The following is a 21,162-nucleotide window of genomic DNA, read 5'->3' as shown; positions in this document are numbered from 1 at the left end:
GTGGCGAGCCGGTGGGCTCGGATGTGCGGTCGGTGTTGGTGGAGGTTGTGGCGGAGAAGACGGGTTATCCGCCGGAGATGTTGGATTTGTCGATGGATCTTGAGGCTGATCTCGGGGTGGATTCGATTAAGCGGGTGCAGATTTTGGGTGCGTTGAGGGATCGTGTGGAGGGTGTTCCGGCGGTGGGTCCGGAGCAGGTGGCGGAGTTGCGCACTTTGAATGACATTGTGGGTTTCATCAAAGGTGGCGAGCCGGTGGGCTCGGATGTGCGGTCGGTGTTGGTGGAGGTTGTGGCGGAGAAGACGGGTTATCCGCCGGAGATGTTGGATTTGTCGATGGATCTTGAGGCTGATCTCGGGGTGGATTCGATCAAGCGGGTGCAGATTTTGGGTGCGTTGAGGGATCGTGTGGAGGGTGTTCCGGCGGTAGGGCCGGAGCAGGTGGCGGAATTGCGCACCCTGAACGACATCGTCGGCTTCATCGGCGGAACCGAACCATCCACAAGCGACAGTCCTGCGCCCACGCAACCGGTGCTGCTGCGCCTCGAGCGGGTGCGCCTCCCCGCCGTCGATCGGCTCGATGAGCCCTACCCCCAGGGCAAGACGGCTCTCGTCGTCGATCATGGCGAGTCCACGGCGGCGGAGCTCGCCGCGGGGCTGGAGAAGGACGGCTGGACCGTGCACCGGGTGGACGCCACCGGGCAGGAAGACGCACCACTGTCCACATGGGACGGCGAGCGTATCCAGCGGACCCTCAGCACAGCCCTCGACGCGGCAAACCGGCTCGACCTCGTCCTCACCATTTTGCCTGCCGACGGGCAATGGCACGCCGCCGCCCGGTGCCTCGCCGACACGATCCTGACCGCCAAGCTCGTGCACCAACGCCTCACCGCGAACGACAACCGGGCCGCGTTCGTCACCCTCACCAGGATCGACGGTGCCCTCGGCCACCGCGGGGACCGGCCGGCCGCCGCCTCCCTCATCGGCGGCGTCAGCGGCCTCACCAAAACCCTCGCCCAAGAAGCACCGTCCCTCTTCTGCCGCGCACTCGACCTCGCCCCCGAGCTCACCGGCGAGGCCCTCACCGAAGCCGTCCTCGACGAGCTCGTCGACGCGGCCACCGACGTGCGTGAGGTCGCCATCGACGCCCAACGCGCCCGCTGGACGCTCCGGCCCCGCCCCATCGACGAACCCGCCGGCACCGAACCGGCCATCACCACGGACGACGTGCTCGTCGTCACCGGCGGCGCTCGCGGCGTGACCGCCCACTGCATCCGGGAACTCGCCACGCGCCGGCCATGCGAGTTCATTCTCCTCGGCCGCACCGAACTCACCGAAGAACCCGGCTGGGCAACGGGAATCGCCGACGACGCACTCAAACCCGCCGCCATCTCCGCCCTGCGCGGGGAAAAACCCAAACACATCGACCGCGTCACCCGCGATCTGCTGGCACAGCGGGAAATCCGGGCGACCGTCCAGAACCTCACGGCCGCCGGGGCACGCGCCCACTACATCGCGGTCGACGTCACCGACGCCGAAGCCACCAAGGCCGCGCTCGCCCCGCACCAGGCCCGGGTCACCGGCATCGTGCATGGTGCGGGTGCACTGGCCGACGCGTTGCTCCCGGCCAAGACCCCGGCGGACATCCGCACCGTGCTCGCGACCAAAGTGGACGGTCTGCACAATGTCGTCGCCGCGCTCACCGAAGCCACGCTGCGCCACGTGATCCTGTTCGGTTCCGTCGCCGGCGTACTGGGCAACCCCGGCCAAGCCGACTACGCGGTGGCCAACGAGGCGCTCAACCGCGTCGCGATCAGCTGGAAACACCAGCGGCCGGACAGCCAGGTCACCACGATCAATTGGGGCGCATGGGACGGCGGCATGGTCACCCCGCAACTGCGGGAGATGTTCCTCGCCCGTGGCGTCACCTTGCTCGGGATGGACGACGGCGCGCGCCTGTTCGCCGAGCAGTTCACCGCCGCCCGAGCCCGCGAAGTATCGGTGCTCGCCGGTCCGGCGAACCCGTTGGCACCGCCCGCCGTGCCCAGTCGGACACCCGCGTTCACCGCTCACCGCGACCTTTCCGGGCTCGCCGCCGACCCCGTGTTACTCGACCATCAGGTCGGCCGGTACCCGGTGTTCCCCGCCGCCGCGGGCCTGGGCTGGGCGATCAACGTGCTGGAACGGGCGAACCCCGGCCTGCGCGTGGTCGAGTGCTCCGGCTTCGAGGTACTCAAAGGCATCGTGTACGACGGCGGTCACCAGCGTGACTACTGGCTCGACGCCGAGGCCGGCGTCCTCGACGGCGACCGCATCAGCGTCAAGGCGTGGATTCGCAGCGCCGAACCCGGGAAAACGTTGCCACCGTCCCATTTCGCCGGCACCTTCACGCTCGCGGCCGACCCCGCTGCCGCACCGGCGGGCACCGCATACCAGCCCGGGGAAGGGGAAGAGGACGGACTCGAGGTCTACCGCACCGCGACCCTGTTCCACGGCCCGCTCCTGCAAGGGATCCGGCGCATACTCCGGCGCGAGGAACGGCATCTTGTGGTGGAATGCCGGCTGCCGGACACCCCGCTCGCGCACGGCGAGTTCGCGGGCGGCTCGCACAGCCCGGTGCTGGCCGACGTGGTGATCCAGGCCGGATCGCTGCTGGGCGTGTGGTTCATGGACTCCGGCTGTCTGCCGCTGACGGTCGGCCGCATCGAGTATTTCGCCCCACTGCCCGGAAACCGCCTGTTCATCGCCGAAGTCGGCGACCTGCGCGCGAACTCCGACCGGACCCAGGTCACCGTGACCGTCACGGCGAGCGACCCGGACGGCCGGGTGCTGCAGCGCTACACCGACCTGTCGGTCATCGCGACCCCGGAAATGACCGCGAAGTTCGCCGAGGCCGTGCGGGTGCGAGAGGAGAACCGATGACCGCCCAACTCGACGCGCTCGATTTCGTCGGCGAGCCGTTCGACGCCCTTGCCTGGACGGTGGAAGAGCCCGTCCGGCGGGCCCCAGCATCCGAGCCGCCGCGGACCGGGGACCCGGTTTCCGGTCTGTTGCAGGACTTCCGGGCCGATCTGATCGCGGCGCACACCTCCGCGATGGCGGTGCAGACCGGACTGCAACGGCACCGGCTCGCCGCACTCGGACGTCCAGCACCCACCGGGAGCACCGTAACCACCGCAACGGCCGCGGGCGCCGGAACCACCGCAACCACCCATCCTGAAAGCGCTTACACCGTTACGCTCGGCTACTCGCTCGATGCGGGTCTTTCCGTGGCGGCCGGGCCGCGGCGCCCTGATGCGGTCCGTCTCCCCGCGCCGGAGCCCGCGTCCACCATGAGCGCGTTCAAGGCGCTCGCGCGCACCCCGGTCACGGCACTGGACGAATCCGCCCTCGCCGAACTGGCCCATGGCGCCATCGCGAACGTGCTCGGTACCGCCTACGACCAGGAAGGCGTCAACCCGGCGATCCGCCTCGCCGCCTGCGAAAACGGCGCCTTGACAGGTGTTTCCGGCATCGAGCGCCACGGCGGCCCCTGGAACCGTGGGCAGCTGCGGGCGTCCTACCAGGTGCGCGGAGACGGGCTCGCCGCCGCCGTCGAGGTCGTCTGGCAGGCAGCGCAGGTGTTCGCGATCCAGACCGGCCTGCACCTGTGCCTCGCCGGCGCGCGGTTCGAAACGGTGCCGGACGCCTGCGAAGTCGAGCTGGTCCAGACCATGACCGCGGGTGAGCTGACCCTGGACGTCGTGCAGATCGACCTGCTCCCGCGGCCGTGGCTGCGGGTCAACGCCGAGCTGCGGCGAGACGGCACGGTGGTCGCCCGGGTCCGGGACCTGACGCTGCGGGTCCGCGAGGAGCCCGGCACCCCGGTCGGCCCGGAAGCGGGGGGCGTCATTCCGCGGTTCTTCGGCCGCCGCAACGGGTTCGGGCAGCGCGCGTTGCTCGGCGAGTTCCACATGACACACAGCGCCCGTGGTGACCTCGCCATCGCACTGGGACCGGAGTTCGCGCGGTACGCGGGGCGCCGCGCGACCCGGATGCCCAACCACGGGCTGCAGCTGTGCGATCGCGTCATGGCGGTGGACGGTGAGCGCGGGAACCTCACCGGTGCCACCGGGCACACCGAGTACGATTCGCCCGCGGATTCCTGGTACTACAAGGAATCCGCGAACGCGTCCATGCCGAACGTGGTCTACATGGAGACTTCGCTGCAGTCGGCCTTGCTACTCGGCTATTTCCTCGGCGCGACGTTGACCGCGCCCGAGGAGGACTATTGCCTGCGCAATCTGGACGGGACCGCGACCGTGCTGCGTGAAGTGGACCTGCGGGACAAGACCATCCAGCAGACCAGCCGGTTGCTCAACACCACCGTGCTGGTGGGGGCCGTGCTGCAGACGTTCTCCTACGAGCTTTCCGTGGACGGGGAGCCGTTCTACGCGGGGGAGTCGCTGTTCGGGTTCTTCAACGAGACCGCCCTGGCGAACCAGAATGGTCTGGACAATGGCGCCTACGTGCCGCCGTGGCTGGACACCGCTCCGCAGGCCGCCCGCACCATCGACGTCGCCGCGCGACGCGGTGACGCGCTCGCCTCCAGCGGGCATCTCGCGTTGCTGGATTCGGTCACCGTGGTCGATGGTGGCGGGAAGTTCGGCGCGGGCTACCTGCACGCGGTGCGCCCGATCCGGGCCGACGACTGGTTCTTCGCGTATCACTTCCACCTGGATCCGGTGATGCCCGGCTCGCTCGGGGTCGAGGCGGTCATCCAGGCGATGCAGGAGTGGGCGATCGACGCGGGTCTCGCCGACGGGCTGCGGGAGCCGGAGTTCGTGCTGCCGGCCGAGCTGCCGATGTCCTGGCGCTACCGTGGGCAGATTCTGGCCGAGGACCGCGAAATGACGGTGGAGGTGCACCTCAAGAACGTCGAGCGCCGGCCAGGGCGGGTGCGGGTGACCGGCGAGGCGAGCGTGTGGAAGCCCGGCCTGCGGATCTACGAGCTCACCGGGGTCGCGGTCGAGTTGCGGGAGCCCGGCGCCCGGCCGTGGTAACGGCCGGGGACGGGTGGGCGACGATGGCGGCGACCAGCTGCCGCGCGGCGGCGATCACCTCGTCGAGGTGATCGCCCCGTTCGAGCAGCACGTAGATGCTGACCGGGGAAAGGGCCTCCAGCAGCATGGTGGCGATGATTTCGGGCTTGCCGACGCCCAGGTCCCGCAGGAGCCCGGCGACATGGGCGTGCAGCGGCCCGGAACTCGCCAGCGCGTTCTGCCCGAACTCCAGCTGACAGGTGACCGCGATCGCCAGATTTTCGTGCTGCAGACGGATACCCGCGACGATGTAGGCGTCGAGGCGTTCCGCCGGTGGTGCTCCCGGTCCCAGCGGCGGCGGTCCGGACACGATGGCCTCGCGCTGCACCGTGAGGTATTCGTCGACCAGCGCCGCGATGAGGCCGGCGCGATCCCCGAAATGACGGAAGACGGTCCCCTTGCCGACCTCCGCCTCGGCGGCGACCGCATCCGTCGAGAACGCCTCCGGGCCGCCCGTTTCGATCAGCCGCCGGCCGGCGTCGAGAATCCGCCGGCGCGTCGCCACCTGATCGCGGCGCTGTGATGGTGCTGCCGGCGGCGTGTCAGCGACTTTCCTGATGAGCGGGCGTTCCACGTCTCGAACCGTACCCGCAACGCCGTATTGACACGACGCCGGCGATCGGCGACAGTGTGGACTGTCAGTCCGATCGGACCGATAGTCCGATACGGGAGCGCCGGAATTCCAACGGAGGGATTCGATGAACGCTGCTGCACAGACTTTGCCTGCCAAGGAATTCGACGTCGTGGTGGCCGGAAGCGGTGCCGCGGCGCTGACGGCGGCCGGGATGGCGGCTCGTGCCGGTGCCTCGGTCGCGTTGCTGGAGGCCGGCACGAAGATCGGCGGCAACACCGCGAAGTCCTCAGGTGGATTCTGGGTTCCGCGTAACCGCCGGATGCGCGAGCGTGGCCAGACCGACGAGCGCTTCACCGAGAGCCGCGACGGAGCTCTCGCCCACATGGCCAAGCTGTCCTATCCGGAGCTCTACCGGCGCGGCGCCGAGCGTCATGGGCTGCCCCAGGATCTGTGGGACCTCAACGTCTTCTACTACGACCATGTCGCCGAGGTCTTCCAGGATCTCGAGGACAGCGGCGACCTGCCGATGCGGATGAACTTTTCGATGCGCGGCGACGAGCTCGGGCTGCCGACGTGGTTCGAGACCGAAGAGGACGGTGCGCCCTACGGAAGGCTGTTGTGTCCCCGCCCGTTCCGCGACCGCGAGCTGCCGTTCCCGGTCGTCGACTACGCGACCGACAGCGGTGAGGTGCTCGAGGAGGCCCGGGTCGAGTTCCTGAAGGAGTACGGCATCGGCTACGACCTGGCGTGCCATCTCCTGGTGATGGCAGTGAAGTACGGCGTCACCGTCGCGCTCGAACACCGGGTCACCGAGGTGGTCCTCGATGACGACGGCGCGGCCATCGGCGTGGTCGCCGAGACGCCGGACGGCCCGGTCACCGTGCAGGCCCGCCAGGGAGTCGTGTTCGGCACCGGTGGCATGGAATTCAACCCGGAGCTGCGTAAGCGCTTTCTGCGCGGTCCGATTGTCGGCACCTGCGGGGTGCCGACCAACCGGGGCGACTTCGTCGCGATCGGCGAGCGGCTGGGTGTGGCGCTGCACAACATGGAAGAGGCCTGGTGGACCGAGCTGCCGGTCGAGTTGTGCGCGGAGAGCTTCGAGCAGGGGCGCCTGATCGAAACGCTCCACGGTGACAGCATGGTCCTCGTCAACGCGGCCGGTGAGCGGGTCGTCAACGAGAAGGAGTCCTACAACGAGCGGGGCAAAGCGCATCTGGTCAAGGACGCCTCCGGCGGGTTCCCGAACCGGGTCCTGATCCAGGTCTTCGACGACTCGGTGCTGCAGGACGACACGTTGTGGGCGACCCGCTGGCCGGTCCCGATGCCCGACGAGCCGCGGCCGTCGTACCTGATCAGCGGCGACACCCTCGAAGAGCTGGCGTCCGTCATTTCGCGGCGACTCGCCTCGCTTTCCGGGCACACCGGCGGGTTCGCGCTCGAACCGTCGTTTGTGGACGGTCTCAAATCGACGATCGAGAAGTTCAACGAGTACGCACGTGCGGGCGAGGACCCGGACTTCCAGCGTGGTACGACGCTGCCACAGCGTTATTTCTCGCTCGATGCCCGCCCGGATCCGATGCCCAACCACACGATGTACCCCTTCGCCGATCGTGGTCCGTACCACGCGATCCTGCTCGGCGCGTCCTGCCTCGGCACCAAGGGCGGGCCGAAGATCAACGTCGACGGTCAAATCGTACGGGAGGACGGTACGCCGATCCCTCGCCTTTACGGTGCGGGAAACTGCATCGGCTCGCCCGCCGGTGCCGGCTACTGGGGCGGTGGCGTCACGCTCGGCCTTGCCATCACCTACGGCTATCACGCCGGCCACAACGTGGTCCGAGAGCCGCGCCGAGCCGCGACGCCGGCGCAAGCGGCACTCTGACTCACTTCAGTCCGGATCGGACGAACGCGCTGACGATCTGCCGGCGCAAAACCAGGTACAGCACGAAGATCGGCAGGCAGGCCAGCCCGGCGACCGCCATCAGCGGGCCCCAGTAGGTGCCCTGGCTGCCCTCGCTGATCATGAAACTGCGCAGGCCCAGCTGCAGCATGGCGTTCGTGCGCTGCAGGACCATCGCCGGCCAGAAGTACTCGTTCCAGGACGTCACGAACAGCAGGATCGTCAACGCGGCCAGCGGGGCACGAAGGTTCGGCACCACGACCGTCCACAGTGTCGTCCACGACGAGCGTCCATCCATTGTGGACGCTTCGATGAGCTCCTTGGGGAAGGAGTCGAGGTGCTGGCGCAGCATCATCACCCCGAGTGCCGAGCACAGGTTCGGCACCACCACCCCGCCAAGGGTGTTGAGCAGGCCGAGCTGCAGCAGCAGCACGTAGTTCGGCAGCATCGTGACCTGGAACGGCACCAGCCAGGTCCCGACGAACAGCAGGTAACACAGCCGTTGCAGGCGGAACTTCCACGCGGCGAACGCGTACGCCGCGAGCAACCCGGTGAGCAGCTGGCCCAGCGCGGTCAGCAGCGCCACCAGCGTGGTGTTGACCAGTAGTCCGCCGACGTCGACGAGATGCGTGGCCTCGGTGTAGTTGTCCAGGGAAAGCGGCCATGGCAGTGGCGAGAGCGACAGCACGTCCTCCGGTCGGCGCAGCGAGGTCGCGTACAACCAGTAGATCGGGAACAGGCAGAGCGCGCCGAGCACCGCGAGCACGGCGTGCCCCGAAACGGTGCGCCACCGTGCTTGCCCGGCCACCACAGTATCCACAGTGGACATCCTCAGTCGTCGTGAAAGGAGAGTTTCTCCGAAAGCAGGACCAGCACCATGGCCACCAGGCCGAAGACCACGAACAGCAGCATTCCCGCCGCGGTGCCGAGTCCCGCGTCGAAACTGTGGAAGCTGTAGTCCCACAACAGGTAGTAGACGTTCGTGGTGGCGCCGGACGGGCCGCCCTGGGTGATCGTGTCGATCAGCGGGAACGTCCATTGTGCTGCCAGCAGTACCGTCATCAGCGCCAGGAACACCAGTGTCGGGGACAGCAGCGGCAGCGTGATCCACCGTGTGATCTGCCCACGGGACGCGCCGTCGAGCAGTGCCGCCTCGGTGTAGTCACGGTTGATGCCGGCGAGCCCGGCCGCCACGACGAGCACGGCGAACCCGAGCAGGTGCCAGCCGGTCATCACGATGATGGCCGGCTGTGCCCAGTGCTGGTCGTGCAGCCAGTTCGTGTTCGTGCCCAGTATCCGGTTCACCGCGCCGGAACCGGGATCCAGCAACCACTGCCACACCGTCGCGCTGGCGACCGGCGCCACCAGCAGCGGGGCGAACACCATCGCCTGGTACACCGCGCGGGCCCGGCCCCGGACCCGCTGGGTCAGCAGCCCGACCACGACCGGGATCACGATGGTGAACGGCAGCAGGCCGCCGATCACCTCACCGGTGCGCCGCAACGACGCGCCGACAGCCGGGAGCTGGAACAGGCGTACGTAATTGTCCAGACCAACTGGGGTCGCGGGCCGGCTGGGCAGCAGGTTCCAGGAATAGAACGAAAGCTGTGCCGCCTGTGCCAGCGGCCGGTATGTCCAGATCACCAGCAGTGCCAGCGCGGGCGTGAGATAGAGATACGGCGGCGCCGCGCGCAGCAGGCGCCGCGGCAGCGGCGGCCGTGCCACCCGTAGGGGTGTCACGACCGCCGGTGCCGGGATTTCCACGAACATCGGCTATCCGTCCCGCGAGATCATTTCCCGCCGGGCAGCAGTGCCGTCACCTGCTGCTGGGTGGCGGTGAGCGTCGCCTGCGGGTCGGCGCCCTGGAACACGGCCTTCTCCACGCCGTCCATCATCGCGTCGCGGATCTGCTGGTAGCTGTTGCCGGGGAAGGCGATCCACGGCTCGACGTGGTTCAGCTGGTCCACATTGGACTTGACCAGCGGGTTCTTGGCCGCCCAGGACTGCAGATGCGCGGGGTCGTTCAGCAGGTCCAGCCGCAGCGGCAGGTAGCCGATCTTGCTGGTGATCTCGTCATACGCCGCGGGACTGGTGAGGAACTTGATCAGCTCCCAGGAGGCGCGCTGTTTGGCCGGGTCACCGGAGAACACGAACAGCGCCGCACCGGAGTTGGTCGGCACCGCGGCGTGCCCGTCGAATGCCGGCAGTGCCGCCGCGCGCAGGTCCCAGTTGCCGCCCTGCGCGCCCTTCTGGAAGGTGCCCTGCTGCGAGCTGCTCTCGACCATCATCGCGAGGTCGCCCCGGGCGAACCCCTGTACCGCCTGCACCTGCGACAGTTTCGGCATCGCGTTCGCGGTCACCAGGTCCTGCATCGTCTTGACCGCCTGCACCGAGGGCGCGTCGGCGAACTGGAGCGTCTTGCGGTCCGGTGAGAGCACCCGCCCCTCGTTGGACCGCACGAGGCTCTGGAAGCACCAGTCGCTGGCGGACCGGGTGAGGCAGTCGACGTAGGCACCGTCCTTTCCGGTCGCCTGCTTGATCTTCGCGCCGTACTCCTGAACCTGCGCCCACGTCTTCGGCGGGTTCGCCGGGTCGAGACCGGCCTTCTGGAACAGGCTGGCGTTGTAGTAGAGCACCGGCGTGGACAGCACGAACGGCACGCCGTAGGTCTTTCCGCCGGAGTCACCGAGATTGCGGATCGGTGCCGCGTACGGGAACTGGCCGCCGAAATTCGCCTGCACCTCGTTCTTGGTGACCAGATCGTCGAGCGGTTTCGCGCCGAGCTGCCCGGCGGCGAAATCGAGCGTGTCGAACCCGAGCTGCGCGACGTCGGGCGGGTTGCCGGCCGCGGTCTCGGTCTGCACGCTCGACGCCGCGTTCTTTGCCGGGTTGGGGTCGCTGCCCTGTGGTTTCTGTGCGGTCACCTTGATGTTCGGGTGTGCCTGCTGGAACTGGCCGATCAGTGCGTTGAACGTGTCGGTCCAGGCACCGGCGAGACCGAAGTTGTAGCTCTCGAACACGATCGACACCTGCTGACCGGGCGCGAGCTCCGGGGCCTGCGCGACCGCGGCGGACCCGGAGGTCGACGGGACCCCGCATCCGGCGAAACCGAGCAGCGCGGCGGCGGCGAGTACGCCCCCGGCGCGGAAACGGGTGATTCTCATGCCAGCACTCCTTGTTCGGAACGGGACGGGACCGGGTCGTCCTGCCACCGCAGGCGGCGGCCGGTGTCCGGGTGAAACAGGTGGAGGTGATCGGGTTCGACGGACAGCTTCACGGGCTCGCCGGGGGACAGCCGCAGCGGTCGCGGGCCGCGGACGGCGACCCGCGCCGGACCGACGTCGCAGTGCGCGATCTCCTCGGCGCCCAGGTTTTCCACCAGCCGCACCACGCCTTCGATGCCGGGGCGCGCATCGTGCGTGCGCAGGTGTTCGGGCCGGATGCCCAGCACCACTTCGGTTTCCGGTACCTGCCCGGGCAAGCCGAGCGCAACGTCGATGTCGGGTGCGGTCGCGAACACCATCGGGCCGCGGCTGGACACCTTGGCGCGCACCAGGTTCATCGGTGGCGAACCGAGGAACCCCGCGACGAAGGTGGACGCCGGTTCGTCGTAGACCTCGGCCGGGGTGCCGACCTGCTCGAGCCGTCCGGCGTTGAGGATCGCGATCCTGGTGGCCATCGTCATCGCCTCGACCTGATCGTGCGTGACGTAGACGAACGTGCCGCGCAGGCGCCGGTGCAGCTCGACCAGTTCGTACCGGGTGGACGCCCGCAGTTTGGCGTCCAGATTGGACAGTGGTTCGTCCATCAGGAACGCGCCGGGGTCACGGACGAGCGCGCGGCCCAAGGCCACCCGCTGACGTTGCCCGCCGGACAGCTCACGGGGGCGGCGTCGCAGGAGTTCGGTCAGTTCCAAGGTGGTGGCGACGTCGGCGACCTTGCGGTCGATCTCCTTGCGGGGACGACGACGGGCACGCAACGGGAAGCCGATGTTGCGTTCGACCGACAGGTGCGGGTAGAGGGCGTAGCTCTGGAACACCATCGCCAGATCACGGTCGCGGGGCGGCACGTGCGTGATGTCGCGGCCGTCCAGTTCCAGTGCTCCCGCGTCCAGCTGGGCCAGCCCCGCGATGGCTCGCAGCAGCGTCGACTTGCCGCACCCGCTGGGACCGAGCAGGACCAGGAACTCGCCGTCGGCGATGTCGATGCTCACCCCGTCGACCGCGGTGACGGCGCCGAATCGTTTGGTGGCCCCACGGATCCGGATCTGGCCCACGGATATCCCTTTCGTTCGGTCGTGTTCGCGGGAGAATCCCAGCACGCCGGCACGCGCGGCCACGGAACCATAGAAAACACCTGCCGGTCGATCGGCAGAACCAATCAGGAGGGCCGGCCACCCCGCTCGTCCGCACGCTGGGTGCGTGCGAGAAGTACGCGTGAGCGCGAAGAGCCGTGAGGCCGAGGGCGTGGTGTCGTTCGAGCTGAGCGGGGACGACCTGCCGAGCTGGAGCCCGGGTGCCCATGTCGACGTCGGAATCGGGCCGGGGCTGGTCCGCCAGTACTCGCTGTGCGGTGCTCCCGGGGACCGGGGCCGGTGGCGGATCGCCGTGCTACGCGAGGAAACCGGCCGCGGCGGGTCACGCCGGCTGCACGACGTGATCATGCCGGGCGACACGCTGCTCGTGGGCCAGCCGCGCAACAACTTCCCGCTGGAGCCCGCGCCCGGTTACGTGTTCGTGGCGGGCGGCATCGGGATCACCCCGCTGCTGCCGATGATCGCCGAGGCGGAGCGGCTCGGTGCAGAGTGGACGCTCTACTACGGTGGGCGCCATCGCGCCCGGATGGCGTTCACCGATGAGCTGGCCCGCCACGGCGAACGGGTCCGGGTGCTACCGGAGGACGAGTGCGGTCTGCTGCCGCTCGCCGACATCGTCGCCGGGTCGGATCATCCGGTCTACTGCTGTGGCCCTGAGCCGCTGCTGGCGGCGGCGGAACGGGTGTGCCCGCCGCGGCGGCTGCGGCTGGAACGCTTCCACCCGCGCGAGATCACCGTGACCGGCCGGGAGCGAGAGTCCGAAGTGGTCGCCTCGATATCAGGGCAGACGATCACGGTCGCCCCTGGCGAGTCCATTTTGGACGCGCTGGACTCGGCCGGGGTACCGATGCCGTCGTCCTGCCGCGAAGGCACCTGCGGCACCTGCGAGACGGCGGTGCTCGAAGGCGAGGTCGAGCACCGCGACTCCGTGCTGTCCGATGCGGAACGAGCCGCGGGAAAGACCATGATGGTGTGCGTTTCCCGGGCCCGTTCGGCACGGCTGGTGCTCGACGTGTGAGTCGATAGGCACGGCAAATCGATCGTTTGGTCTTGCCCGTACGGCGCGCTGAACGGTGTTTTTTCCCGTCATAGTGCCAGAAGGCCAACGTGGGCCGACCGGTTTCGCCGGAACGCCCAACGAACCAACGGCAGATCGGAAGGCACGTATGCAGGTCACAGTTCTCGGTTGTCGGTCAGGGATGCCGGCCGATGGCCAAGCGAGCTCGGGTTATCTCGTCGAGACGCCGTCGGCGCGGGTACTGCTGGACTGCGGGCCTGGTATCGCGACCGCCCTGTCCGCGGTTTCGGACGCGACGCTGCTGGACGCCATCGTCATCTCGCATCTGCACGCGGACCACTGTTACGACCTGCTGCCGATCGGGAAGTCCTTGCTGAGCGCGACGATGAGCTTCCCCGGCGGCCCGCAGGCGCGCGCGGACAAGGTGCGGGCGATCCCGTTGCTCGTGCCCGCGGGCGCGCGTGAGCTGTTCGACCGCTGGGCCGCCCTCTTCCCGGTGACCACGATGCCGTTGCTGGACAAGGCTTTCGAGCGTGCCTTCGACGTGCGTGAGTACGCACCGGGTGACGTGTTCGAGATCCGCGACGCCACGATCGGCCTGCACGAGCTGCGTCATGTCGAGCCGAACTGCGGGATCCGGGTCGAGGCCGGGGGAGTGGCGCTGGCCTACACCGGCGACACCGGCATGACCGACGCGGCAGTCAAACTCGCCTCGGGCGCCGACCTGCTGCTCGCCGAGGCGACGTTGAGCCACCCCGACCGCACCGAGCACGGACACCTGTGTGGCGGTGACGCCGGCCGGATCGCCGCCAGGGCCGGGGCGGGAGAACTGGCGCTGACCCACTTCGCCTGCACGGAACGCCATTGGCTGCACCATCTTCGCGATGACGCAGCCTCGGAATTCCCCGGCCCGATCCGGATCGTCCGCGCCGGGGAACGGATCGACGTCCACAATGGATGACAGCCTGATGGCCGTCGGCGTCCACTGTGGACGCCGGTCGCCATCAGGAAAGATGTGCCGCCACGTGTTCGGTGATCTCATGGGCATCGGCCGCCGCGCCGTCGATCAGGCTCGATCGCCGGCGCCGCAGGAACGGCGCGCCCACCAGGTACAGCCCCGGCCAGCTGGTGACCCCGCCGTCGTGCACGACGCGGCCCTTGCGGTCGGTCACCGGGACCTCAAGCCACGAAAGGTCCGGGCGGAACCCGGTGGCCCAGACAATGCTGCTGAATTCGCCGAGCTGAAGGGTCAGTGGCGGTTTTCCGGGCAGTTCGGTCGGGGCGAACCGCTCCGGCGCCTCGCACTCGTCGAAACCGGTTTCGGTGGCCCAGGTGTCGAACGTGCCGAGCAGCCGCCCCAGTTTCAGATCGGCCAGCGCGCACACATTCGGCAGCGAACCGGAGAACTGTGCGCGCCCGTCGCGGATTCCGGCGAACTTGCCGGCCAGGCGCACCCCGAGCCGGGTCAACGTGCCCAGGTCCACAGTGGAGCGTTCGGGGGAGCCGACGAGTTGCATCGACGGCAGGTTCCGGGCCCGCGTCAGATCCGGCACCTCGTCGTAGCGTTCGTCGAACACCCCGGAGGCGTCCATCCACCACAGGATGTCCCGGCCGCGGTACAGCCGTGGCATCCGGACGTGCTCACCGACCGCGAGGGTCACCGGGCGCCCGGAGCGGTGCAGCTCGTGCGCGATCTGGATACCGCTGGAGGAGGCGCCGACGACGAGCACCCCGCCCTCGGGTAGCTGCGCCGGCGACCTGTAGTCCAATGCGGACAGTGTGAAGATGTGCGGTGGCACCGCGTCGGCGACCGGCGGCAGGCGTGGCAGGTTGTGCGAACCCGAGGCGAGCACGACCGTGCGTGCCCGCCACACGTCCGGATCGGTGTGCACCACGAACCCGTTTCCGGCCGGCGACACCGATTCCACCGTGGTGTTCGCCCGCACCGGCGCGCCACTGGCCTTGGCGTAGTCGCCGATCAGCCGGGCCACCTCGGGCGCGGTCTGGTAGCCGTCCGGATCGTCACCGGCGTAGGAGAAACCCGGCAGCCGCGTCATCCAGTTCGGGGTGAGCAGCCGGAAGGAGTCCCAGCGCTGTGTCCGCCACGAGTTCGCCACCTCGCCGCGTTCGAGGACCACATGGTCGATCGAACGGCCGGCGAGGTGGCGGCTGACGGCGAGCCCGCAGTGCCCGGCACCGATGACGAGCGTCGTCGTCTCCGGCACGGTGCTCAGGCCACTTCCACGGTGACGTTGGTCGGGTTGGTGAGGATGTCGTAGACGGCCGAGCGCTTCTGCGACTGCGCGACGATGGCCTTGACGTCCTCGGGGCTCGCGTCCGCGTCGATGTCGTAGTGCACCCGCACGTCGCTGAACCCGTTGCGCACCTCGGGGTCGGCGCCGAGGATGCCGTGCAGGTCGAAGTCCGCCTCGACGGTGGCGCGCACCGAGTTCAGCTGGATCTGCCGCTGCTGCGCGACGGCGGCGATGCCGGCGGTGAGGCAGCTGCCGAGCGCGACGAGCACGAACTCGACCGGGGTGATCCCGTTGTCCTCGGCGGCGAACACCGCCGGGTGGTCCGCGTCGAAGGCGAACGTCTTCTTGTGCTGCTGCTCGCCGCCGAGACCGTAGAAAGTCTCCACAGTGGACTGGCTGTGGGTGCCTTTCACCCACGAGTTCACCGAGCGCCACGTGAACTTCGCGATCTCCGGGGAGTCGCCTAGTGCCTCGCGGGCGCCGAGCAGCGCCTCGACGTTGACGCCGTTGTCCACGGGCAGGTCGGTCGCGGTCATGAAAAACCCTCCTCGATGTGACGTACGTGACGGTCAGTGTGGTGCAGGGTGCCCGGGAGCACGACTCGTCTCACATAGTGAATCGGCCGTTCTCAGCCCTCGGTGCGCGCGAGGGTCTGCCACGCCGCCCGGCGTTCGCGCTGCCGGCGGGGGTCCGCGACCGGCGCGGCGGCGACCAGCCGGCGGGTGTAGTCCTCGCGCGGTGAACCGAGCACCGTGGCCACCGGGCCCGCCTCGATGACGCGGCCCTGGTGCAGCACGGCGACCCGGTCGGCCACCTGTTCGACGACGGCGAGGTCGTGGCTGATGAACAGGCACGCGAACGCCAGCTCACGCTGGAGCCCGGCGAGCAGGTGCAGCACCGACGCCTGGACCGACACGTCGAGCGCGCTGGTCGGCTCGTCGGCGATCAGCAACCGGGGCCGCAGCGCGAGCGCACGTGCGATGCCCACCCGCTGCCGTTGCCCGCCGGACAGTTCGTGCGGATACCGCCCCCGCCAGCCAGGGTCGAGCCGCACCGCGGTGAGCAGCTCGGCGACCCGCGCCCGGTGATCATCGCGTTCCCCGTGCACCACCAGCGGTTCCGCGATGCTCGCGCCGATCGTGGCGCGCGGGTTGAGCGCGGATGCCGGATTCTGGAACACGATCCCGATCTGCCGCCGGATTTCGCGCCGCTGCCGGGAATCCGCGCGCCGCAGGTCGACGCCCCCGATCTCGACCGAGCCCGCCGACGGCGACACCAGTCCGGTGAGGACGGACGAGATCGTGCTCTTACCCGACCCGGATTCGCCGACCAGGCCCAGTACCTCGTCGGCGCCGATGGTCAGGGACACCCCGTCGACCGGGCGCACCGGTGTGGCACCGCGGCCCGCACGGTAGGTCACTTCCAGGTCTGTCACCCGCACCAGCGGGGCCGCCACCGGCTCGCGCCGCACGGGCGGCCCGGAACCCAGTGACGGCACCGAATCCAGCAGCTCCCGGGTGTACTCCGCTTGGGGCGCCTGGAAAAGACCGGACACGGTGTTCTGCTCGACCACCCGCCCGTCGCGCAGGACCACCACGCGGTCGGCGATATCGGCCACCACGCCCATGTCGTGCGTGACGAGCAGGATCGCGGTGCCCAGCCGGTCACGCAGTGAGCGCAGCAGCCGCAGGATTCCGGCCTGCACGGTGACATCGAGCGCGGTGGTCGGCTCGTCCGCGATGAGCAGCGCCGGCTCGTGCACCAGTGCCATCGCGATCACCACGCGCTGCAGCTGACCACCGGACAGCTCGTGCGGATATGACCGCGGCACGCGTGCCGCGTCCAGCTCGACGAGCTCCAGCAGTTCCCGCACGCGTCGTTTCGCTTCGGCGCGCGAGACTTTCCGGTGTGCCCGCACGGCGTCGGTGAGCTGGGTGCCGATGCGGAACACCGGGTTGAGCGCGCTCATCGGCTCCTGGAACACCATGCCGATCTCGCCGCCGCGGACCGTGCGCAACTCGCGGCTGTCCACTGTGTACAGATCGCGACCCGACAGCACCGCCGACCCGCGCACCGTCGCGGTGTCCGGCAGCAGACCGAGCAGCGACAGTGCGGTGACGGACTTGCCGGAGCCGGATTCCCCGACGAGGGCCAACACCTCGCCGGGGAGCACCTCGAAACCGAGGTCATGGACGGCCCCGGCGTCACCGAAGCGGATCGAGACCTCGCGCAAGGCGAGCAGCGGGGTCACGGCGCTACTTCGCCAACCCTACCTGCAGGAAGTTCGGGTAGGCGGGGAATTCGCCGATCGCGAAGTCGCCCACCTTGGCGCCGTGCAGGAACGAGTTGCGAGTGTAGATCAACGGCACGATCGGCGAGTCCTGCAGAATCCGCCGGTCCGCGGCCGCCCACAGCTTGCCCGCGGCGGCCGGGTCCACGGTGCCCTGCGCCTGCGCGATGAGAGTGTCCACTTCGGACACCGAATAGCGCGAAAGGTTGTAGCCACCGTTGCCGATCTCCGACGTGCCGAACAGCGGCTGGATATTGGCGTTGGCACTGGGGAAATCGGGCTGCCACGTGCTGAGCGTGAGATCGTAGGCGTTGTCGTCGTTGCCGGTGGCGATGGCCGTCCACGCGTCGTCGTCCAGCGGGCGCAGCTTCGCCTGGATACCCGCGCGCTGCAACGCCGCCTGGATCGCCTGCGCGAGGTCGGCCTTGTTGTTGGCCGTGGATACCGGGAAGTCCAGGTTCTCGATCCCGTTGGGGTAACCGGCTTCCGCGAGCAGCTGCCTGGCCTTGGCCACGTCACCGCCCGGCGGGGCGGGATACAGGTCGAACACCTCGCGCCCGGTGATGCCCTCGGTGATCAGCGTCGTCGCGACCGGGCCGGCCAGCTCGGCGTTGCCCGCGGTCGCGATCTGGTAGGCCGTCTTGTCCACCGCGTACTGGAAAGCCTGGCGCACCTTGACATTCGCGAGCGGGCCGCGGCGCGTGTTGAGCGCGAGATAGGCCAGTGCCCCGGATTTCGATGTGACGAGCTGGTTCTTCGCCGCCGGGTTGGTGCGGATCTGGGCCAGCTGCGCGGGATTGACGAACGCGGCGCCGAAGGCGTACGCGTCGTTGCCGGCACTGGCGAGCAGCCGTTGCGCGGTGACGCCGGTGTCCTGGCCCAGCTGGACGACGATGGTGTCGGGCAACCCGGTGCGCGCCAGATCGGTGTGGGGGTCCCAGTTCGGGTTGCGGGTCAGCCGGATCTCGACGCCCTTGGTGTAGGAGGCCACCTGGTACGGACCCGAGGTGACCGGGCCGCTGTCGTAGTTCGCGTCGGTGCCTTTGCCCTTCGGCACCGGGGCGAACGCGGGCATGCTCACGATCCACGGCCAGTCCCCATAGGACCGGGCGAGGTGGAACACGATCGTCTTCGGATCGGGCGTCTCGATCGAGGCCAGCTCACCGCCGGAGAACGGGCCGCGGTACGTCGAACCGCCGTCCAGCAAGGTTTTGTGGTAACCCAGGCCACCGGAGAACGCCGCGTCGAACGAACGCTCGATGCCGTACTTGATCTCCGCGCTGGTGATCGGCGTGCCGTCGGACAGCTTGAGCCCGTCCTTGAGCGTGTACGTCCACGTCCGGCCGTCGGCGCTCGCGCGGCCGATGTCGGTGGCGAGGTCCGGTACCACCGTGGCGGGCCCGTTGGCCGGCGTCTGCCATGCGGTCAGCCGCCGGTGGATCAGCCCGGACATGGTGATCGCGAGACTGCTGCTTTTCGCCGGGTCGAGGCGTTGCGAGGTGAGGTCGTAAAGCACGTAGAGCGTGCCGCCGGACGAGACGGCGATGGCCTGCCCGCTCTGCTGCTCGTTGGCATTGCACGCGGCGAGCAGCGCACCCAACCCCGACGCGGTGACAGTCAGCCCCAGCCCTTTCAGGAAGTCCCTGCGGTCCACTGGTTTCCCCTTTCCTAACCGACCCGGACGCGCGGGTCGAGCGCCCCGTAGAGCACGTCGACGACGAAGTTCGCGAGGACGACGAAGAAGGCGGCGAACAGGCTGACGCCCATCAGCAGCGGCAGGTCGACTTGGTGCACGGCGTCCACCAGCAGTCCGCCGAGACCGGGTAGGGCGAACACCCGCTCGGTGATCACCGCGCCGCCGAGCAACGTGCCGAGGTCGATGGCGAACACCGTGACGACCGGCAGCAGCACGTTGCGCAGCGCGTACTTGCCGATCACCGTGCGCTCTGCCAGTCCGGCCGCCCGCGCGGTGCGGATGAAATCCTCACCCAGGATTTCGAGCATCTGCCCGCGGGAAAGGCGCGCGTACACCGCGGCGTTGAGGAACGCCAGCACGAGCCAGGGCAGGACCAGATGCCACGCCCAGTCGACGGGACTTCGCGCGAGTGCCACGTAACCGCTGACCGGGACCATGTCGAGGGTGAAGCCGAACAGCAGGATTCCCAGCAGCCCCACCAGATACGCGGGCGCCGACACCCCGGCGAGCGTCACCGTCATCGCCGCGCGATCGGTGAACCGGCCGCGCCGCAACGCCGAGAGCACCCCGGTGGCGACGCCGGCGACCAGCCACAGCACCGACGCGCCGACCGCGAGTGACACGGTGACCGGTAGCCGGTCGCCGATCAGGGTCAGCACCGGTTCGTTCTGCTGGAACGAGTACCCGAAACACGGTGCGGCACAGACGATCGCGGTCGCGCCGGTGCCGAACGTGCGGCCGCCGAAGATCCCGCCGAGGAAGTCCAGGTACTGCTGCGCCCACGGCTTGTCGAACCCCATGAACTGGCGCGCGGTGGCGAGATTCTCCGGGGTGCACGGTTTTCCGCACGACATCAGTGCGGGATCGGTGGGCAGCAGGTAGAACACGGCGAAGGTGGCGAAGCTGACCACGAGCAGCACGACGATCATCCCCGCCAGCCGGACGCCGGCGAAGCGCAGCATGCGGTTCACCGGCGGACCGCCGTCTTCGGGTCGAGCGCGTCACGCAGCCCGTCACCGAGCAGGTTGAACGCGAGCGTGGCGAAGAACAGCGCCGCGCCGGGGAAGATGAGGAACATCGGATCGGTCTGCACCCAATTGATCGCGTCGCTGATGGACCGGCCCCAGCTCGGGGTGGGCGGCGGAATTCCCACGCCCAGGAACGAAAGCGCCGCCTCCAGCCCGATGTTGGCCGGGATGGTGACGGTGGTCAGCACGATGATCGGCGCCCACAGGTTCGGCAGCAGTTCACGCCGGAACACGTGCACCCCGCCGGCGCCCAGGGCTTGCGCGGCACGCACGAAATCGCGGCCGCGCAGGCTGAGCGTCTGGGCACGGACCACGCGCGCGATCCGGGGCCAGCCGAACAGGCTGATCACCGCGATCAGCAGCAGGGGCCGCGGGATGGCGGCCGGGGCGACCGCGCCGACCGCGATCATGAAGATGAGCTGCGGGAACCCGAGCAGCACATCGGTGACGCGGCTGACCGCGGTGTCCCACCAGCCGCCGGTGTAGCCCGCGCTAGCGCCGAGCAGCACCCCGATGACGATCGACAGCACCGTCGCCGCGAGTCCGATGAGGAACGAGGTGCGCGCGCCGTAGGCGACGACGGCGAACAGGTCGCGCCCGGTCAGCGGCTCGACGCCGAACCAGTGACTGCCGCTGATCCCGCCGAGCTCGCCGGCACCCGTGCCGTCGGCCGGGTCGAGCAGCTCGGTGTGGTAGGTGTACGGGTCGTGCCCCTCGGCGAGCGCCAGTAGTGGCGCGGCGAGCGCCGTCACGATCACCAGCATGATCACGACGGCACTGGCCTGCGCCCACCGGTCGCGCCGCAACGCGCGCCACAAACCGCGCGAAGCTACCGGGGCGGTGGGGACCGGCGCGCCCGGCGACAGGATGTCGGACAACGGTTTCCTCGGCTCAAAGGACTGGACCACGCGACCATAAAGAACCCGAAGGAAATTCACCACCCTGATGCGGGGCTTCCCAGATAGTGGGCGCCGGTTACGCGGTCACCTCTTTCTCCCTCTCTCCG

16 protein-coding genes are annotated in these 21,162 nt (G+C 69.0%); 5 read left to right on the top strand and 11 right to left on the bottom strand.

Translation table 11 applies throughout. The annotated features are described in order from the left end of the window. Positions 1 to 2,921 (top strand): SDR family NAD(P)-dependent oxidoreductase (locus GKO32_RS10525; protein ID WP_154756614.1); only part of this gene is annotated, 2,921 nt, incomplete at its 5' end. Further along, the gene (locus GKO32_RS10520) at positions 2,918 to 5,041 is read left to right on the top strand and encodes a hotdog family protein (protein WP_154756613.1); all 2,124 of its coding nucleotides are present in this window, start codon (positions 2,918 to 2,920) and stop codon (positions 5,039 to 5,041) included. The genes GKO32_RS10525 and GKO32_RS10520, both read left to right, overlap by 4 nt. Here GKO32_RS10520 and GKO32_RS10515 read toward each other — a convergent pair. Next, the gene (locus tag GKO32_RS10515) at positions 4,992 to 5,654 is read right to left on the bottom strand and encodes a TetR/AcrR family transcriptional regulator (protein WP_166459482.1); all 663 of its coding nucleotides are present in this window, start codon (positions 5,652 to 5,654) and stop codon (positions 4,992 to 4,994) included. The genes GKO32_RS10520 and GKO32_RS10515 overlap by 50 nt on opposite strands. A 124-nt stretch (positions 5,655 to 5,778) precedes the next feature. Here GKO32_RS10515 and GKO32_RS10510 point away from each other — a divergent pair, with 124 nt between their 5' ends. Further along, the gene (locus GKO32_RS10510) at positions 5,779 to 7,536 is read left to right on the top strand and encodes an FAD-dependent oxidoreductase (protein WP_154756611.1); all 1,758 of its coding nucleotides are present in this window, start codon (positions 5,779 to 5,781) and stop codon (positions 7,534 to 7,536) included. Position 7,537: 1 nt separating this feature from the next. On the opposite strand, the gene GKO32_RS10505 is transcribed toward GKO32_RS10510, so the two are convergent. From GKO32_RS10505 to GKO32_RS10490, 4 genes are read right to left on the bottom strand one after another with little or no spacing between them, the layout of a single operon-like run. Then, complete coding sequence (locus GKO32_RS10505) at positions 7,538 to 8,383, bottom strand: carbohydrate ABC transporter permease (RefSeq protein WP_154756610.1); 846 nt, start codon at positions 8,381 to 8,383, stop codon at positions 7,538 to 7,540. 2 nt (positions 8,384 to 8,385) lie between these two features. Next, positions 8,386 to 9,324 carry a carbohydrate ABC transporter permease gene (locus GKO32_RS10500; protein ID WP_154756609.1) on the bottom strand — a complete coding sequence of 313 codons (939 nt, stop codon included), beginning with the start codon at positions 9,322 to 9,324 and terminating at the stop codon, positions 8,386 to 8,388. A gap of 20 nt (positions 9,325 to 9,344) precedes the next feature. After that, entirely contained in the window at positions 9,345 to 10,718 is a 1,374-nt protein-coding gene (locus GKO32_RS10495; RefSeq protein ID WP_154756608.1) for an ABC transporter substrate-binding protein, read from the bottom strand. After that, the gene (locus tag GKO32_RS10490; protein ID WP_312867777.1) at positions 10,715 to 11,830 is read right to left on the bottom strand and encodes an ABC transporter ATP-binding protein; all 1,116 of its coding nucleotides are present in this window, start codon (positions 11,828 to 11,830) and stop codon (positions 10,715 to 10,717) included. The genes GKO32_RS10495 and GKO32_RS10490 overlap by 4 nt, the downstream gene beginning before the upstream one ends. Positions 11,831 to 11,990: 160 nt before the next feature. Here GKO32_RS10490 and GKO32_RS10485 point away from each other — a divergent pair, with 160 nt between their 5' ends. Together GKO32_RS10485 and GKO32_RS10480 are read left to right on the top strand one after the other, a co-directional pair. Then, entirely contained in the window at positions 11,991 to 12,887 is an 897-nt protein-coding gene (locus GKO32_RS10485) for a PDR/VanB family oxidoreductase (protein WP_312867771.1), read from the top strand. A gap of 148 nt (positions 12,888 to 13,035) precedes the next feature. Further along, complete coding sequence (locus GKO32_RS10480; RefSeq protein WP_154756607.1) at positions 13,036 to 13,848, top strand: MBL fold metallo-hydrolase; 813 nt, start codon at positions 13,036 to 13,038, stop codon at positions 13,846 to 13,848. A 43-nt stretch (positions 13,849 to 13,891) separates the two neighbouring features. On the opposite strand, the gene GKO32_RS10475 is transcribed toward GKO32_RS10480, so the two are convergent. The 6 genes from GKO32_RS10475 to GKO32_RS10450 form a co-directional block, all read right to left on the bottom strand. Next, positions 13,892 to 15,112 (bottom strand): NAD(P)-binding domain-containing protein, encoded by a 1,221-nt coding sequence (locus GKO32_RS10475; RefSeq protein WP_208024357.1) that lies wholly within the window; start codon positions 15,110 to 15,112, stop codon positions 13,892 to 13,894. Between the two features lie 5 nt (positions 15,113 to 15,117). Continuing rightward, positions 15,118 to 15,678: an OsmC family protein gene (locus tag GKO32_RS10470; protein ID WP_154756606.1), complete on the bottom strand. Its 561-nt coding sequence runs from the start codon at positions 15,676 to 15,678 to the stop codon at positions 15,118 to 15,120. Positions 15,679 to 15,770: 92 nt separating this feature from the next. Next, positions 15,771 to 17,393, bottom strand: coding sequence for a dipeptide ABC transporter ATP-binding protein (locus GKO32_RS10465; protein ID WP_312867770.1), 1,623 nt, complete (start codon positions 17,391 to 17,393; stop codon positions 15,771 to 15,773). Between the two features lie 4 nt (positions 17,394 to 17,397). Beyond that, positions 17,398 to 19,086: an ABC transporter substrate-binding protein gene (locus GKO32_RS10460; RefSeq protein WP_312867769.1), complete on the bottom strand. Its 1,689-nt coding sequence runs from the start codon at positions 19,084 to 19,086 to the stop codon at positions 17,398 to 17,400. A gap of 14 nt (positions 19,087 to 19,100) precedes the next feature. Continuing rightward, positions 19,101 to 20,090, bottom strand: a complete 990-nt coding sequence (locus tag GKO32_RS10455) for an ABC transporter permease (RefSeq protein WP_154756630.1) — start codon at positions 20,088 to 20,090, stop codon at positions 19,101 to 19,103. A gap of 5 nt (positions 20,091 to 20,095) precedes the next feature. Next, positions 20,096 to 21,034, bottom strand: a complete 939-nt coding sequence (locus GKO32_RS10450; RefSeq protein WP_154756605.1) for an ABC transporter permease — start codon at positions 21,032 to 21,034, stop codon at positions 20,096 to 20,098. Positions 21,035 to 21,162 lie beyond the last annotated feature (128 nt).

Origin of the sequence: Amycolatopsis pithecellobii (genome assembly GCF_009707865.1) — a bacterium.
GTDB lineage: Bacteria > Actinomycetota > Actinomycetes > Mycobacteriales > Pseudonocardiaceae > Amycolatopsis_E > Amycolatopsis_E pithecellobii.
The sequence above is the reverse complement of the archived record's forward strand: the minus strand, read 5'-3'. Positions and strand labels throughout refer to the sequence as shown.

What these genes read in the sequence shown, in the direction of transcription:
- GKO32_RS10520 (WP_154756613.1), top strand. Translation starts at nt 2,918, where the DNA reads ATGACCGCCCAACTCGACGCGCTCGATTTCGTCGGCGAGCCGTTCGAC.
- GKO32_RS10510 (WP_154756611.1), top strand. Translation starts at nt 5,779, where the DNA reads ATGAACGCTGCTGCACAGACTTTGCCTGCCAAGGAATTCGACGTCGTG.
- GKO32_RS10505 (WP_154756610.1), bottom strand. Translation starts at nt 8,383, where the DNA reads ATGTCCACTGTGGATACTGTGGTGGCCGGGCAAGCACGGTGGCGCACC.
- GKO32_RS10500 (WP_154756609.1), bottom strand. Translation starts at nt 9,324, where the DNA reads ATGTTCGTGGAAATCCCGGCACCGGCGGTCGTGACACCCCTACGGGTG.
- GKO32_RS10495 (WP_154756608.1), bottom strand. Translation starts at nt 10,718, where the DNA reads ATGAGAATCACCCGTTTCCGCGCCGGGGGCGTACTCGCCGCCGCCGCG.
- GKO32_RS10480 (WP_154756607.1), top strand. Translation starts at nt 13,036, where the DNA reads ATGCAGGTCACAGTTCTCGGTTGTCGGTCAGGGATGCCGGCCGATGGC.
- GKO32_RS10470 (WP_154756606.1), bottom strand. Translation starts at nt 15,678, where the DNA reads ATGACCGCGACCGACCTGCCCGTGGACAACGGCGTCAACGTCGAGGCG.
- GKO32_RS10455 (WP_154756630.1), bottom strand. Translation starts at nt 20,090, where the DNA reads ATGCTGCGCTTCGCCGGCGTCCGGCTGGCGGGGATGATCGTCGTGCTG.